We start from the raw sequence: 14,451 nt of genomic DNA on the forward strand, positions 1-14,451 counted from the left end.
AGTTTAGGAGAGCTTTACCCTCATGAGCCACGTCCACACCGGCGGAGACAACCCCGACAAGATTGCACTCTACGGCCTCACGTTCGATGACGTTTTGTTGCTTCCGGCAGAATCCAACGTCGTTCCCTCCGAGGTGGATACCTCGGCGCAGTTCACCCGCAACATTCGCCTCGGCGTGCCGCTGGCCTCCGCTGCGATGGATACGGTGACCGAGGCCCGCATGGCCATCGGCATGGCCCGCCAGGGCGGCATCGGCGTGCTCCACCGCAACCTGTCCGCTGAGGACCAGGCGCAACAGGTCGAGATTGTGAAGCGCTCCGAATCCGGCATGGTCACCGATCCCGTGACTGCCACCCCGGACATGACTATCGACGAAATCGATACGCTGTGCGCGCGGTACCGGATTTCGGGACTGCCGGTCGTCGATAAGCAGGGCGTCCTCGTGGGTATCTGCACCAACCGTGACATGCGCTTCGAGCCGGATTTCTCCCGCACCGTCTCTGAGATTATGACGCCGATGCCGCTGGTTGTGGCCAAGGAAGGTGTCAGCAAGGACGAGGCGCTGGCGCTGCTGTCCGCTAATAAGGTGGAGAAGCTTCCTATCGTCGATGATGGCAACAAGCTCGTCGGCCTCATCACCGTCAAGGACTTTGTCAAGACCGAGCAGTTCCCCAATGCTTCCAAGGACAGCTCTGGGCGCCTGCTCGTGGCGGCGGGTATCGGTACCGGCGAGGAGTCCTACCAGCGCGCGGGCCAGCTTGTCGACGCCTCCGTGGACGTCCTCGTCGTCGACTCTGCCCACGCCCACAACAACCGCGTGCTCGAGATGGTCTCCCGCGTGCAGAAGGACTTCGGTGACCGCGTCGACGTCATCGGCGGCAACCTAGCCACCCGTGCTGCCGCCCGCGACATGATTGAGGCCGGCGCGGATGCCATCAAGGTCGGTATCGGCCCCGGCTCTATCTGTACTACCCGCGTCGTGGCGGGCGTGGGCGCGCCGCAGATTACCGCCATTATGGAAGCCGCCTCCGCAGCTGGTCCGGCGGGCGTGCCGGTCATCGCGGATGGCGGTATGCAGTACTCCGGCGATATCGCCAAGGCCCTCGCGGCCGGCGCGGATGCGGTCATGCTGGGCTCTATGCTCGCGGGCACTACCGAGTCCCCGGGCGATATCGTCGTGGTTCAGGGCAAGCAGTACAAGCGCTACCGCGGCATGGGCTCGATGGGCGCGATGCAGGGCCGCGGGCTCACAGGCGAGAAGCGCTCCTACTCTAAGGACCGCTACTTCCAGGCAGATGTGCGCAGCGAGGACAAGCTGGTGCCGGAAGGCGTGGAGGGCCGCGTGCCGTTCCGCGGTGACATTGATGCCATAGTTCACCAGATTGTCGGCGGCCTGCGTGCCTCCATGGGCTACACCGGTTCCGCCACCTTGGCCGAGCTGAAGACCAAGCAGTTTGTCCAAATCACCGCTGCAGGACTCAAGGAATCTCACCCGCACCACCTTCAGCAGATCGTCGAAGCTCCGAACTACCGTTAAGGACCCAATATGCGCGATTACGTAGAAATTGGCGTCGGCCGCGAGGCACGCCGCACCTATGACCTCAGCCAGGTTTCCCTGGTGCCCACTCGTCGTACGCGTTCCTCCAAGGACGTGGACACGTCCTGGAACATTGACGCCTACACCTTCGACGTTCCGTTCGTCTCGGCGCCGACTGATGCTCTTGCCACTCCCGAGTTTGTCATTGAGATGGGCAAGCAGGGAGGCCTTGGTGTCATCAACGCAGAGGGCCTGTGGGGCCGTCACGAGGACTTGGAGGGCGCGATTGCCCGCGTGACGGAGAACTTCGGCGACCTGTCTACGCTGCAGGAGCTGCATGCCGCGCCCCTCAATGAAGAACTGCTGGCCGAGCGCATCGCGCAGGTGCGCGATTCCGGAGTGACCGTGGCCGTGCGCGTGTCCCCGCAGCGCGCTCGCGAGTTGGCGCCCGTGGTCATTAAGGCCGGCGCGGAGCTGCTGTTCATCCACGGCACCCTGATTTCCGCCGAGCACGTGCAGACCGGCGGCGAGCCGCTCAACCTCAAGGAATTCATCGGTTCGCTGGACACCCCAGTTATTGCTGGTGGCGTGGCGGATTACACCACGGCCCTGCACCTTATGCGTGCGGGCGCGGCCGGCATCATCGTCGGCTCCGGTGTGAACACTAACCCGGAGACGCTCGGCATTGATATCCCGATGGCGACCACCATCGCAGACGTTGCGGCCGCTCGCCGCGATTACCTGGATGAAACCGGGGGCCGCTACGTGCATGTGCTTGCCGACGGCGACATCCACACCTCCGCAGACATCGCCAAGGCCATTGCTTGTGGCGCCGATGGCGTCGTTCTGGGTCCGGTCCTCGCGCGTGCGGCGGAGGCAGGCGGTAAGGGCTGGTACTGGCCGTCGACGGCCGGCCACCCGCGTTTCCCGCGCGGCGTCATCGAGCCGGTTGGCGTGGCTGGCACCCTCCTCGGCGCTGCCGACGACGAGGATGCCCCAGCGGGATCGCCGTCCCTCGAGGTCGTCGTGCATGGCCCATCCAATGAGCCACTGGGTGAGCTCAACCTCGTCGGTGGCCTCAAGCGTGCCATGGCCAAGTGCGGCTACACGGACCTGAAGTCCTTCCAGAAGGTGGGCCTGGCCGTCCGTTAATTCTGCGGGCGGCGGAAGCGCCACGGGGCTCGGGGGCGGCGCGGGCGCAGTGCAATTGTGCGGAAAATGATGTGCCCGCGCGCCGGCACCATCGTTTGGACAACCGATGCCAACACCACCAAGGCAATGGCCGTGAGCTTTAGCGCGGTCACGCCCGGGGATAGGAGGAGCCAGCCGAAGAAGGCGGCGAACACCGGCTCGAGGGCGATGAGGATGGAAAACACATTGGGGGCAAGGCGCTTGAGAGCGATGAACTCGAGTGAGTAGGGGATAAGTGATGCCAGCACGCCCGTTCCCAACGCCACGAACAGCAACCACGGATCGCTGACCAGCACTAGCGCGCCGCGCGGGTTGAGCGGCTCTCCGGTCAACGAGTCCACGCCCAGTAGGGCCATGCCGATGAGGGCGAGGGTGACGCAGGTGGCGTCGCGAAGCGACCGCGACAGCACCGCCGCTAACAGCAACGGGCCCACGAACTCAATGGTTACCGCGGGGCCTAGCGGAACCACGCGTAGAAGAAGCCATTCATCAACCCCAATGACACGCCAAACAGCGCAGCCGAAATCCACTTTTAACGGTTCCACGTGTGCGCTTTTGGACGCGCGATGAGCAACAGGATTGCCGAGGCTACCAGCAAACGCATCGACGCCGTTCCCCACGTTCCTGCATGAGGAAAGAGCTAGATGGCTAGGCTCGCGCCCAGCTGCAGCGAGATGCATGAGCCAATGACGCACAGGATAGCGAGCGGGCTATTGTCCTACATTCCCTCGACATTCACTGCGAAAGGAGCACTGCGTTAAACTGGTGGCCGTGACTACCCCAAATACAACCCCGCGTCCTGTCCTCGTGGTGGACTTTGGCGCCCAGTACGCGCAGCTCATCGCCCGGCGCGTACGTGAGGCCAACATCTACTCCGAGGTTGTCCCAAACTCTGCGTCGGTAGAAGACATCAAAGCCAAAAACCCGGCTGCGCTGATTCTTTCCGGCGGGCCGTCGTCGGTGTATGCCGACGGCGCCCCAGCGCTGAAGCCGGAGCTGCTCGAGCTCGGCATTCCGGTCTTTGGTATCTGCTACGGCTTCCAGTCCATGACTCGCGTCCTCGGTGGCACCGTGGCCGCCACCGGTGCTCGCGAGTACGGCCGCACGGACATGACCGTGTCCGGCGGCGTGCTGCATAAGGGCCTGGAGGAAACCCACAAGGTATGGATGTCCCACGGCGATTCGGTCTCTGAAGCTCCGGAGGGCTTCGAAGTGACTGCCTCTTCCGATGGTGCGCCTGTGGCCGCTATGGAGTGCTTGTCCAAGAAGATGGCAGGCGTGCAGTACCACCCGGAGGTCCTGCACTCGCCGCACGGCCAGGAGGTACTCACCCGCTTCCTTACTGAGGTGGCTGGTCTGGAACAGAACTGGACTGCTGAGAACATTGCGGAGCGCCTCATCGAGGATGTGCGTGAGCAGATCGGTGAGGAAGGCCGCGCGATTTGTGCCCTGTCCGGCGGCGTGGATTCCGCCGTGGCCGCCGCGCTGGTGCAGCGCGCCATCGGTGACCGTTTGACCTGTGTCTTCGTCGACCACGGCCTGCTGCGCGCGGGCGAGCGTGAGCAGGTGGAGAAGGACTTCGTGGCGTCGACTGGCGCGAAGCTCATCACCGCTGATGAGCGCGAGGCTTTCCTTTCCAAGCTGGCTGGTGTGACCGAGCCGGAGGCTAAGCGTAAGGCCATCGGTGCGGAGTTCATCCGCTCCTTCGAGCGCGCCGTCGACCAGGCGCTGGACGGCCAGGATGCCGCCTTCTTGGTGCAGGGCACGCTCTACCCGGACGTGGTGGAGTCTGGCGGCGGTGACGGTACCGCGAACATTAAGTCCCATCACAACGTGGGCGGCCTGCCTGACGACGTCGAGTTCGAGCTCGTCGAGCCGCTGCGCCTGCTCTTCAAGGACGAGGTTCGTGCGGTTGGCCGTGAACTGGGCCTGCCGGAAGAAATCGTGGCGCGTCAGCCTTTCCCGGGCCCGGGCCTGGGCATCCGCATCATTGGTGAGGTCACCGAGGAGCGTCTTGAGACCTTGCGTCAGGCAGACCTCATCGCGCGTACTGAGCTGACCAACGCTGGCCTGGATGGCGAGATTTGGCAGTGCCCGGTGGTGCTGCTTGCCGACGTCCGCTCGGTCGGCGTCCAAGGCGATGGCCGCACCTACGGCCACCCAATCGTCCTGCGCCCGGTGTCCTCCGAGGATGCGATGACCGCGGACTGGACCCGCCTGCCGTACGACGTGCTGGAGAAAATCTCCACCCGTATTACCAACGAGGTCAAGGATGTTAACCGAGTCGTGCTCGACGTGACGTCGAAGCCGCCGGGAACGATTGAGTGGGAGTAAACGCGTGGGGATAAAAATCCCTCGCAGATGTGCGCGGCCGTGCCCTAATGATTCAAGGGCGCGGCCGCGCTGTGCATTGTGCCCGGCGGTGGTTGCTGGGCGGTTTAGGGAATGATGGTGGGCGGGCCGCTGATCATGTCGTTGTAGAGTGCGATGTCACCACTGATCGGCACGAGCTGGTCGCCTTGGATCTGGAGCTGAACGGTAGCGCGCTCCGTGATCCCTTCCGCCGTGGCGCCGCCGCGGCGGCCGAAGGTGGCTTGGAGGGTGTCGTCGCTTAGCACCTGCACATTCTCGATGCTGGCTGCCGTCACGCCGGTGTTGGCCAATGGGGTCGAACCCGACCAGACGATGAGGCCTTGGGCAATCGACGAACCGAGCCCGCCTGGCCCGTTGAGGTTGCCGTATGTACCGCTCAGCACGGAGTAGCTGATAGGTGCGCAGGGATTGTAGCCGCCATCGGTCACGGTGAAATAGAGTCGGGGCACGACGTCGCTGCGCAAAGCGGTGGCTCCCTCAGCACCGAGGCCATAGCGCGTGTGGAAGTAAGCGTTTTCGGTGGCGCAGGTGTCTGTCGTGCCGGCATGTGCTCCGCCGGGGTTGAAGGCAACGGCGGCGGCAGGGGAGCAGGCGGCGAGTGCCGCGCAGCCGAGGATGCAGGGAAGAATCAGGGAATATTTCATGACCCGAACGCTAGCAATAGGCCGCTTTCAGTCGGAAGGGGATGATTCCCCAGCGCTCCAATAACGCATTAATTCCAGCCCGGTGAAGGCGAAGAAATAGCCCTCTGAACGGGTCTTTTAGAGTGGCGCGCACGTGTAGCCGCGCACCGAGGACTATTCCTCAGTGAGCGGCTGGTCGGAAGCTTGGACGCGCGGTGCGTCGGTGAATCGGCGCGGACTACACGGCCTAACCCGGCGGTGGTTCGCCTGGGCGAGGGCTGACTGAACCACCAGGCGGTGAGGACGAGGGCGGCGGGTGCGCGGGGCTGGGAATAGGAACGGGTGGGCCCGCCCACGGCGGCAGGTAATGCACGCGGCCGTCGATGCGGTCGAGGCGTCCACGGCCGGTAGGGCGCTCGGGGTCATCGTCGTTGACCGCGTTGTGATACGCGCACAGCGGCACCATATTGGCCATGTTGGTCGGCCCACCATCTTGGAAGCGAATGAGGTGATGAATCTGCGAGTCCTCAGCAGGCGCATTGCAGCCGGGCCACGCACACGTGGGATGCTCCGCCGATAAAGCAAGACGCTGCTTCGGGCTGGCAAAGCGGCTGGCCATGTAGAGGTTGACGGGGCCGTGGTGGGGATGGATAAGGGTGATGAGGCCGACGTCGGCAAGCTTTTCGCGCACAAACTCCGCACCGGTCATCGTGGCACCGTTGGTCAGCTGCAGCTCAATCTCCTCACCATCGCCGTCAATGATGCGGTCCATCTCATCGAGGCGCACGATGACGTTGGATTGGAGCTTCTGACCCGAGCCGCCCCCGCCGCGGAACACGGTATGCGCTGTGGTGAGCAAGTCCTTGTCGGTCGTCTTGAGTACGGCCAGCAGCTTCGAGATGTTCAACGAGCTATCCGTGATGCTCAGCGTGTGGTTGCGGCCTTCCCGGCGCGTCACGCGCACGCCCGGGGCGGGGTCCTTGGGCGGGCGCCATTCCTTGAGCTTCGCCTTCGCCACTATGGCGATCTTCTCCCGCGGGGTAGCGGCCAGCAGCTGGCGCAGCTCCCAGGCCTTGCGTGCCTTGAGTCGAGAACAGTAACGCTCGATATCAAGGAGCGTGAACACATCGTGGCGCGTGCGGCGCGCTTTGCGCTGCCGGGAGCGGAACATGGTATCGCCGAAGTACACCTCGTGCAGGTTGAGAAGCTTCGCCGCGAAGTCGGGCTGCGCGCCCATCTGAACCAGTTGCGCGCGCGTGACACCGGCGCACTGCTCGACCACGTCGAGCCCATGCGCTAGTGCCTGAATGTAACCCCCCAGTTGCATAGGCCACAGCCTAAACCAGGTCGTGTGATCGCGCTACTTGAGCGAAGAAATCGCAGTACACAGCTTATCGACGTCCCCCTCCTCCGTCGACCACGCCGTACAGAAACGCACCACGCGCTTATCTTCATGTTCGCCAAAGAACTCGCACACAAAGTTTTTCTTGAGCTGGTCTTCCTGCTCGCGGGTAAGAAGTGCAAACTGCTGGTTGGTGGGGGAGTCAAAGAGCATGTCGATGCCGACGGCGCGGAATGCCTCGGCGATACGCTGGGCCTGGGCGTTGGCGCGGGCGCAGATTTGTTCGTAGAGCGTTGCCGGAGCTGCAGCCTCAGCGGGCGTGCTGAAGAGGGCGGAGAACTGCGCACCGAGCAACCATCCTTTAGCTAGCAGCCCGCCGTGTTGTTTCATGGCGTGGCGGAAGCGCGGTGCACCTGCGGGGAAGACGATGGCCTCGCCGAAGAGGGCACCGCATTTGGTGCCGCCGATGGTGAAGACGTCGACAAGCGCGGCAAGATCCGGCAGGCTGACATCCGCGGCAGAAAGGCCGTAGCCGAGGCGGGCGCCGTCGACAAACAGGCGCAACTCGTACTCGTCACACACCTCGCGCAGGGCCACGAGCTCCGCGCGGGTATAGGTGGTGCCGTATTCAGTGGGCTGCGTGATGTAGACCAGCGCGGGTTCGGGCATGTGCTCCTCAATCCCAGAAGCGCGGTACTCCTCCACACACGCGCGGACCTGCGCGGCGGTGATCTTGCCCAACTGGTTTGGCAGCGTGATGACCTTGTGTCCGGTGTGCTCGATAGCGCCCGTCTCGTGCGTGGCGATGTGCCCGCTATCCGCCGCAATAACACCTTCCCAGGGGCGCAGCCGGTGGGCGATGACGGTGGCGTTGGCCTGGGTGCCTCCGACCATGAAGTGCACCTCGGCATCCGGCGCCTGGCAGGCGGCGCGCAGGGTATCGGCGGCCGCAGCACAAAGCTCATCGGTGCCGTAGCCGGCATAGGCCCCGCCCGCCCCCGGGATGGCATCAAGGACGCGGGGGTGAGCGGAGCGGTGGTAATCGTTGCCGAAGTGTCTCATAGTGGGCCAGTTTAGCCGGTGACGGTGAGCTCGCCGATGCCCTCGTCGATGTGGATATCCAGCAGCGCATCATCGTCATGGCGGTCGGTGCAATTGCTTTCGCCCAAGCCGCCGTCGCAGGTGAGCGATACCGGGACGTCCTTCGGGAGGATGACCTCCACGGTGCCGATGCCGATATCGATGGTGACGTCGTGTTTGTCTTTCAGGTCGTGCAGCTGGCTCAAGTCCACCGTTGAGGTGCCGATACCCAGGTCATAGTATTCCTCGAGCTCCTCTGCGCTGGTAGGGGCGATGTGCTGAGAACCGACATTGAAGCGGGCGCGGAACCCGGACTCATCGCCGTCGACTTCTGACTGGAAGGAGACCCCGAGGAAGGCAACCGTCAGGGCGACTCCCACAGCACCAAGAGCAATCGCGGCCTCAGCCCACTGCGAACCACGCTTCTTTGTCGGTTCTTCTCGCGGGCCCGGTTCCGGCAGGTCCCAAGCTTCAGGTACCACGCCGAGCGGATCCCAGGACGGCGGGGTGGTGCGGCCGGGCGGGAAGGGGTGGCCTTCCGCAGGGCTATAACTGTTGAGGTTAACGGGCTCCTCACGCACCGGCTGCTCAGCGGCTAATAGCCCGCCGGGCGGCAGCGGCTCGCGGTGGTGAAGGGCGTACCAGGCCAGCGCACACAGCCCGAAGGTTAGCGTGGCAGAGGGAAGACCGGCGAAGTATTGCTCGCTCAGGAATAACGGGCCGGAGCCTAAAGTGAGAAGGACTCCGATAATCAGCATCCAGCCGAGCTCCTGCTCCTCCTTGGCGCCATCTTTGCCTAAGGCCGCATCGAGCGGACAGTAGGGCGAGCCGTAGCGCGGCATGATTGCCCAGGCAGCGAGGTAGGCGGCGATGCCACCGCCGAAGGCGAGTGCTGCGACCACAAAAGCCACGCGCACGAGCGTGGGGTCAATCTGGTAGCGCACCGCGATGCCTTCGCAGACACCGGCGATGTGCGCGTCGCCGCCCTGTTTCTTGGGAAGGCGGACGGGGCGGGTCGTCCACATCTGGTTGAGTGTGTTGTTCTTCGTCATACTTTTATGGTGCCGTGCGGGGCCTCGCGGCGGTATCGGTAATCGCCCTGATTTTTCCGCCTCGGGGTTGTCCCTGATGTGCATGCGAGGTTCGCCGTGCAACGATAGTTGGTATGACTTCGCCCTATGTGCCTGCAGAAAACGCGGCGCCTTATCCCTTGATGTCGCGGCCCCAGTCCGATCGCGTGGTGGCCGGCGTGGCTGCGGGGCTCGCCCAGCATCTGCAGGTTCCGGTTCTCTACGTACGCATCGCTCTTACCGTGCTGACGGTGATGGGCGGGGTGGGCGCGATGGTCTATGCCGGGTTGTGGATGTCCACGCCTGCGCTTGACGACGGCCCCTCCTCCCGCAACCCTTCCTCCCTCCTGCTGGTGTTCTTAGCGCTGGTAGGAGGGGTAATTGGGGTGTTGGGGGTATCGGGGGCGTCGCCAAGCGCATTGGTGCCGTTGGCTGCTGTGGGCGTCGGCGCGGTCTTGGCGTGGCTAGCTTACGACCGTGGCTTGAATACGCCGGTGGGCATGGTGAGCGTTGTGGCTGGTGCCGCGTTGGTCATCGTGGGCGTTGTGGTGGCGGCGGTGACGTGGGAGAGCGGATCTGGTTCGGCGATTGTGGCTACGGCGCTAACACTCGTGGGTTTTGGTGCGCTGGTGGTGCCGCTGGTGCTCAAGCTGTGGCGTTCCCTGTCGCAGGAGCAGGCGGCGAAGGCGGTGTCGGAGGAACGCACGGAGATTGCCGCCCGCCTGCACGATTCGGTGCTGCAGACGCTGGCGCTCATCCAAAAGCGCGCGGAGGATCCGCGCGAGGTGACGCGCTTGGCGCGTGCCCAAGAACGTGAGCTGCGGGCCTGGCTTTTCGACGCCCCCTCCTCCGCCCCCACCACCTGTTTCGGCGCTCTCGACGCGGCATGTGGGGAAGTGGAGGATCTTTTCGACCTGCGGGTCTCCCTGGTGACGGTGGGCGAGGACGCGGAACTGACGGAGTCCGCCAAGCTTGCCATCCAGGCAGCGCGCGAGGCGATGGTGAATGCCGGCAAGCACGCGGGCGTGGATACGGTGGACGTGTATGCGGAGCTGTTGGCCGGCGAGTTGAGCATTTTTGTCCGTGACCGTGGGGTAGGTTTCGAGGTGGAGGACATTCCCGCTGATAGGCACGGCATTCGTGATAGTATTCGCGCGCGCGTAGAGAGTGTCGGTGGGCATGTGAGAATTTCCTCGACCCCGGGGGAGGGCACCGAGGTGGAGCTCACGGTAGCGTTATGAGCATGGTGAAGGTGTTTCTGGTTGATGATCACTCTGTCTTCCGTGCCGGCGTGCGCGCGGAGCTGGCGGAGTCCCCGGAGATTGAAATCGTCGGGGATGCGGGGACCGTTGCGGAGGCGCTGGAGGGTATTGCGCGTACCTCGCCGGACGTGGTGCTTCTCGACGTTCACATGCCCGACGGCGGCGGCCTCGCCGTGATGAACGCGACGGCGCACCAGCCATCGCGGCCGGTGTTTCTGGCGCTGAGCGTGTCGGATGCGGCAGAGGATGTTATTGCGCTAATTCGGGCGGGCGCGCGTGGCTATGTCACCAAGAATATTTCCGGCCCCGACCTAGCCCAAGCGATAGCGCAGGTCAACAGTGGGGATGCGTATTTCTCGCCGCGCCTAGCAGGTTTTGTCCTCGATGCTTTTGCCTCCGGCGCGCCCGCACCGGAGCCGGAGGAAGGTCATGACCCAGTGGTGGATGCGCTCACGAGGCGGGAGCTGGAGGTCTTAAGGCTGCTTGCCCGCGGCTATACGTACCGCGAGATTGGCAAGCAGTTGTTTATCTCTGTCAAGACCGTGGAGACGCATGCCTCCAACATTTTGCGCAAGACCCAGCAGTCCAACCGCCACCAGCTCACTCGCTGGGCTACCTCGCGCGATTTGGCTTAAGTCGCGTTAGGCGTAGGCGAGCTTGCGAGAGCCGTCCACGTGCGGGAACAGCAGGAACGCGGCCCCGAAGACTAGTGCCCACACTAGGGCGCTGCCCCAGGCTGGTAGAGCGATAAGTGGGGCAGCCATGATGGCGAGCCACAGCACCATGAGCGGTAGCAGCTGTGCCGCGGAGGGCAGCAGGGAGACGTTGTGATCCTCAGCGAACTCGCGCATGCGCTGGCGGTAGGGGTGGAGGAATACCAGCGCGCAGGCTGCCAGGATCAAGACCAGACTGAGCCCGAGCGTTAGGCCGAAGTGGATACGGCTCGTGCCCACCGCCACGGCGGCACCGGCCAGCAGCGAGGCGCCGAGGCGTACCCACAGTGGAGTGGGGATGGGGGTGGTGTGCGCGTGGAGGGGGTTCATGGCGCCTAACGCTACCAGTGCAATTGCGCGTGTCCGGTGAGAGGTTCATAATAGGAGCTATGAATCAAACAGGTGTTCGCGTCGCGGGTGGCTCACGGGCCGACCAGATCGCGGCTTTGCGCGCCCAGATTCAACGTCTGGAAACGCCAGACGTGGCCGCAGATGTTCAGCCGGATGTGGACATGCTTACCGTCCCCGAAGGTCTATCTGCGCTGCTCCCAAGTGGTGGACTGCCCCGAAAGCGGGCCACCGCGTGCGCCGCATGTGCGGCCTTAGTGGTGGAGCTTGTCTCCCATGTTAGCGCGGCGGGCGGACATGTGGGCATCGTAGGCTGGCCAGACCTCTTACTCGCACAGGTGGCCGAGGAAGGGGATGTCTCCCGGGTCATCGTTGTGCCCGATCCGGGAGCCGAGCCGTGGGCGGTCACCGGGGTGTTGTGTGAGGGGCTGGACCTCGTCGTGCACAAAGGTCTCGGCGAGCTCAGCCCCACGCGAGCACGGCCGGTTCTGGCCAAGGTGCGCGGCGGACAAGCGGCACTGCTGACCGTCGGTGCACGGCTCCCGGGTACGGTCACGGAGATTGGCGCAGACGTCGTGGCGGTGCGCGGCGTAGGCCGCGGCAGCGGGCGTATCAGGGGAGTGGATATTGAGGTGCGGGTGGCGTCGAAAAGCGCACGCCCACGCCGAGGGGTGCTCACCTGCGGTGATCGGGCTGAGCGCCCACGCCTGGAGGTGGTATGAGAGTCGCGGCCCTGTGGTTCCCGGATTGGCCTATCCAGGCGCTGCAGGACGCCGACAGGGCAGCGTGTGTGATTGCCTCCCAGCACCACGTGGCGGTGTGCAACGCGGCGGCGCGCCGGGCCGGAGTGCGCCGCGGGATGCGTGTGCGCCAAGCCCAAGCAGTGCTGCCGGACGTGCGAGTGGAGGAGGCTAACCCGGACCGCGATGGTGCGGTCTTCGCGGAGATTGCTGCCGGGCTCGATGCGGTGGCGTCCTCGGTGGAGGTCCTGCGTCCGGGCCTAGTCATTGTGGATGCGGGTGCTGCGGGGCGTTTCCACGGAAGTGAGGATAGGGCAGTGGAGATGCTTGTCGACGCCTCCTCGAGAGCCCACCTCGACGCCACCGTCGGCGTTGCTGACGAGATCGCTACCGCGCTCATTGCCGCGCGTCATGAGAACCTCGGAGCGGTGGTTCCCCCAGGCGGATCGCGGGAATTTCTGTCGGAGCAACCGGTGGGAGTGCTCGCCGCGGAGGTGGCGTTGGGCTGTCCGCCTGAGACGGTCCATACCGTGCAGCGCCTCGGCGTGCGCACGTTGGGAGAGCTCGCGGGTTTGCCGCTGCGCCAGGTCACCACGCGCTTCGGGGAAGCCGGGCGGCGCTGTCACGCGGTGGCTTCAGCTGCACCCGATCGGCGCGTGGCGCCGGAGCTTGCCCGCCCCGATCTGGGCGTGGAGCAAGCCTTCGAGGAGCCTCTTGAGCGCGTGGACGCGGCGGCCTTCGCTGCGCGCCAGCTGGCAGCACGCCTGCACGCGGTGCTGGATCGCGCGAGCCTTATCTGCATGCGCCTGCGCGTCATCGCCGAATTCGAGGGCGGTACGCGCCTCGAGCGCATCTGGCGCACGCAGGAAGCGTTGAGCGAGGCCGCCACGGCAGACCGCGTGCGCTGGCAGCTCGATGGGTGGCTGAGTAGTGCGCGGGCGGGCGAAGGTGGGGGCGTCGAGAAGCTTGTGCTGGAACCGGTGGAAGTCGCCCCACCTGGGGATAGTGTGCTGTGGGGCGCGGGTGAATCGACGGAGCACGCCAAGCGGGTTATTGCGCGCGTGCAGTCGCAGCTCGGTGTGGATCGCGTGCTGCAGCCGCGCCCGGCCGCAGGCCGCGGGGTGGCCGAGCGTATCGAGCTGATTCCCTATGGCGAGCAGCGCGACCCTGCCCCGGAGGGCACGTGGCCTGGGCGCATCCCCGCGCCGCTGCCGGCGAGCTTGGCACACCCCGCCGCGCGCATCCGGCTTATCGACGCCTCTGCAGCCGACATCATCGTCACCGCCGAAGCCCTCCTCTCCGGTGAACCTGCGGGCCTAGGGTGGGGCCGCCACCGCTACCGCGTGACCGGGTGGGCCGGACCTTGGCCAGTAGATACCGGCTGGTGGGATCCGAACGAGGCGCAGCGCTGCGCGCGCCTACAAGTCGTGGGCGAAAACGACAACGGCCAGCGCGCCTGGCTCCTCGTGTGGGCAGGCGGGCGCTGGTCGGTGGAGGCGACGTATACCTAGTTCTGGATATCGATAACCAGACGCGTCGGCGCCTTAAGTACCTGGACGGAGTACGGGTGGCGCCCGTCGAGACCGACGACGAACTGCGAACGGGCCTCGAAGGTGCCGGCGTTAACCACCTGGGTCACCATGCCGCCAGCGCCCTTGACGGTGCCGATGTTCGGGTCTTCCATATCGAGCTGGAAAGGGTACGCCGTGCCGTCAATGCTGACGTTTAGCGCCGTGGCTCCCTCATAAGAAATCGGGTTGCCCGAGCCTTGCTGGGCGGGGGAGTCGGCGTAATCAATAAACCAGCCCGGTGAACCATTGCCGGTGAACTCGAAGACAACGCGGTCAAAACCATCATGCCTGCCCACGCGCACATCCGTGACCACCAGCTCGGACGGCACTGGTGGGCGGAGGGTTTTCATCTCCAGGTTGGCGTCACCCAGTGGGGTCAGCCCAGCGGGCGCCGTGGCGTTCTGAGCAGTCGAGGTGGACACGCCGGACAAGGTGGCGTCGACAGTAGCGGTCGGCGCGGAGGTGTCGTCGGAGGACACGGAGCAGCCCTGCAGCACGAGCGCACTCGAGGCGACGAGTGCCGCCATGGAGGTGGCTGCGCGCGAGAGAGTGTGTTTCGGCATAACTTCGAGCGTAGCCGCCCAAGACGGAATTCTTGGAA

Annotated in this window: 14 protein-coding genes; 7 read left to right on the forward strand and 7 right to left on the reverse strand. The window is 64.8% G+C overall.

The window, feature by feature from the left end:
- Positions 1-22 precede the first annotated feature (22 nt).
- Complete coding sequence (guaB, locus tag I6J26_RS08230) at positions 23-1,537, forward strand: IMP dehydrogenase (RefSeq protein ID WP_115021193.1); 1,515 nt, start codon at positions 23-25, stop codon at positions 1,535-1,537.
- Between the two features lie 9 nt (positions 1,538-1,546).
- On the forward strand, positions 1,547-2,689 hold the full coding sequence (locus I6J26_RS08235) for a GuaB3 family IMP dehydrogenase-related protein (protein ID WP_115021194.1): 1,143 nt from the start codon (positions 1,547-1,549) through the stop codon (positions 2,687-2,689).
- Here the strand turns inward: I6J26_RS08235 and I6J26_RS08240 are convergent.
- Positions 2,686-3,273 carry an EamA family transporter gene (locus tag I6J26_RS08240; RefSeq protein ID WP_239121747.1) on the reverse strand — a complete coding sequence of 196 codons (588 nt, stop codon included), beginning with the start codon at positions 3,271-3,273 and terminating at the stop codon, positions 2,686-2,688. The genes I6J26_RS08235 and I6J26_RS08240 overlap by 4 nt on opposite strands.
- Positions 3,274-3,499: 226 nt before the next feature.
- Here I6J26_RS08240 and guaA point away from each other — a divergent pair, with 226 nt between their 5' ends.
- A complete protein-coding gene (gene guaA, locus I6J26_RS08245) occupies positions 3,500-5,062 on the forward strand; it encodes a glutamine-hydrolyzing GMP synthase (RefSeq protein ID WP_181815333.1) in 1,563 nt (520 codons plus the stop codon).
- A 104-nt stretch (positions 5,063-5,166) separates the two neighbouring features.
- Here guaA and I6J26_RS08250 read toward each other — a convergent pair whose 3' ends face one another.
- From I6J26_RS08250 to I6J26_RS08265, 4 genes are all read right to left on the reverse strand, one after another.
- A complete protein-coding gene (locus I6J26_RS08250) occupies positions 5,167-5,745 on the reverse strand; it encodes a hypothetical protein (protein WP_115021195.1) in 579 nt (192 codons plus the stop codon).
- Between the two features lie 226 nt (positions 5,746-5,971).
- Positions 5,972-7,051 carry an HNH endonuclease signature motif containing protein gene (locus I6J26_RS08255; protein WP_115021196.1) on the reverse strand — a complete coding sequence of 360 codons (1,080 nt, stop codon included), beginning with the start codon at positions 7,049-7,051 and terminating at the stop codon, positions 5,972-5,974.
- Positions 7,052-7,084: 33 nt separating this feature from the next.
- A complete protein-coding gene (locus I6J26_RS08260; protein WP_115021197.1) occupies positions 7,085-8,128 on the reverse strand; it encodes a threonine aldolase family protein in 1,044 nt (347 codons plus the stop codon).
- 11 nt (positions 8,129-8,139) lie between these two features.
- A complete protein-coding gene (locus I6J26_RS08265; protein WP_115021198.1) occupies positions 8,140-9,198 on the reverse strand; it encodes a PspC domain-containing protein in 1,059 nt (352 codons plus the stop codon).
- A gap of 113 nt (positions 9,199-9,311) precedes the next feature.
- On the opposite strand from I6J26_RS08265, the gene I6J26_RS08270 reads away from it, so the two are divergent.
- The gene (locus I6J26_RS08270) at positions 9,312-10,457 is read left to right on the forward strand and encodes an ATP-binding protein (RefSeq protein ID WP_115021199.1); all 1,146 of its coding nucleotides are present in this window, start codon (positions 9,312-9,314) and stop codon (positions 10,455-10,457) included.
- Between the two features lie 2 nt (positions 10,458-10,459).
- Complete coding sequence (locus tag I6J26_RS08275; RefSeq protein ID WP_115021200.1) at positions 10,460-11,113, forward strand: response regulator; 654 nt, start codon at positions 10,460-10,462, stop codon at positions 11,111-11,113.
- A 6-nt stretch (positions 11,114-11,119) separates the two neighbouring features.
- On the opposite strand, the gene I6J26_RS08280 is transcribed toward I6J26_RS08275, so the two are convergent.
- Entirely contained in the window at positions 11,120-11,521 is a 402-nt protein-coding gene (locus tag I6J26_RS08280; protein ID WP_115021201.1) for a hypothetical protein, read from the reverse strand.
- A gap of 59 nt (positions 11,522-11,580) precedes the next feature.
- On the opposite strand from I6J26_RS08280, the gene I6J26_RS08285 reads away from it, so the two are divergent.
- Positions 11,581-12,261, forward strand: coding sequence for a hypothetical protein (locus I6J26_RS08285; protein WP_115021202.1), 681 nt, complete (start codon positions 11,581-11,583; stop codon positions 12,259-12,261).
- Positions 12,258-13,790 carry a DNA polymerase Y family protein gene (locus I6J26_RS08290; RefSeq protein WP_115021203.1) on the forward strand — a complete coding sequence of 511 codons (1,533 nt, stop codon included), beginning with the start codon at positions 12,258-12,260 and terminating at the stop codon, positions 13,788-13,790. Before I6J26_RS08285 ends, I6J26_RS08290 begins: the two co-directional genes overlap by 4 nt.
- Here I6J26_RS08290 and I6J26_RS08295 read toward each other — a convergent pair.
- Positions 13,787-14,413, reverse strand: coding sequence for an AMIN-like domain-containing (lipo)protein (locus I6J26_RS08295; RefSeq protein WP_115021204.1), 627 nt, complete (start codon positions 14,411-14,413; stop codon positions 13,787-13,789). The two genes, I6J26_RS08290 and I6J26_RS08295, sit on opposite strands and share 4 nt — an antisense overlap.
- Between the last annotated feature and the right edge of the window lie 38 nt (positions 14,414-14,451).

This window comes from Corynebacterium minutissimum (assembly GCF_016889765.1).
In the GTDB taxonomy this organism is placed as follows: Bacteria; Actinomycetota; Actinomycetes; order Mycobacteriales; family Mycobacteriaceae; genus Corynebacterium; species Corynebacterium minutissimum_B.